The sequence below is a fragment of the Pseudomonas sp. GL-RE-26 genome (genome assembly GCF_019956275.1).
In the GTDB taxonomy this organism is placed as follows: domain Bacteria; phylum Pseudomonadota; class Gammaproteobacteria; order Pseudomonadales; family Pseudomonadaceae; genus Aquipseudomonas; species Aquipseudomonas grandcourensis.
Genome location: NZ_JAHBDI010000082.1, coordinates 1 through 1,084 on the forward strand (window position 1 = coordinate 1; position 1,084 = coordinate 1,084).

General features: G+C 59.7%; 1 protein-coding gene. It reads left to right on the plus strand.

The window, feature by feature from the left end; genetic code table 11:
* Positions 1 to 1,084: immunoglobulin-like domain-containing protein (locus KGB07_RS27635; RefSeq protein WP_223467223.1), on the plus strand; the 1,084-nt coding region annotated here is incomplete at both ends.

Genomic DNA, 1,084 nt, shown 5'->3' on the forward strand with positions numbered 1-1,084 from the left:
ATCCGGCCGGTACGCCGATGACCGTGACCTTGAGCAACGGTTCGGTCATTACCATCGAAGCGGGCCAGACCAGCGGCAGCGTCAACGTGCCGACTGCGGCCAACGATGTTTATGTGAATGGCAGCACCGTCAGCACCACCATCACCGGTACCACTGGCGGCAACTTCGAAAACCTAGTGCCGAACACCACCCCGGCCGTGACCACCATCACCGACTCCGTGGACAACACCGGCCTGACCCTGACGGCCAACGGCAACATCACCGAAGGCGGTCAGATCACCTACACCGCGACCCTGACCAATCCGGCGGGCACGCCGATGACCGTGACCTTGAGCAATGGCTCGGTCATTACCATCGAAGCGGGCCAGACCAGCGGCAGCGTCAACGTGCCGACTGCGGCCAATGACGTCTATGTCAACGGCAGCACCGTCAGCACCACCATCACCGGTACCACCGGCGGCAACTTTGAAAACCTGGTGCTCAACAACACTCCAGCAGTCACCACGATTTCCGATGTGATCGACAAGGTCACCGTTACCATCGAAAGCGCTGGTCCGGTGCTGGAGAACCAGGCACCGACTTTCACCATCAAACTCGACCAGAAGTTAGATCACGACCTGACGGTGACTCTCAGCAATGGCCAAACTGTGGTCATCGCCGCAGGCGCAACTCAAGTTGGCTATGCATTGCCGGCGCAAGGTGATGACGTTTACAAGGATGGCGGTAGCGTATCGCTGGGCATCGCTGATGCTAGCGTTGCCGGTAAGACGTTTGAGAATCTGGTCATTGGCGGTCCTGCGTCGGTTGCTATCAACGACACCGTCAGCGAAGTGATCGCCACCCTGACCGCGGACAAATCCACCGTGGCCGAAGGTGGCCAAGTCACCTACACCGTGACCCTGACCAACGCGGCCGGTCTGCCGATCAATAACCACGGTCCGTTGGAGTTCACGCTGTCCGACGGTACGAAAATCACCGTCCCAGCCAATACTGCGACCGCTTCCGCCACCATCATCGCCAAGGATGACGTCTACACCGGCGGCCAGCCGTCCATCGTCAACAAACTGGAATCGGTCAGCGGCGC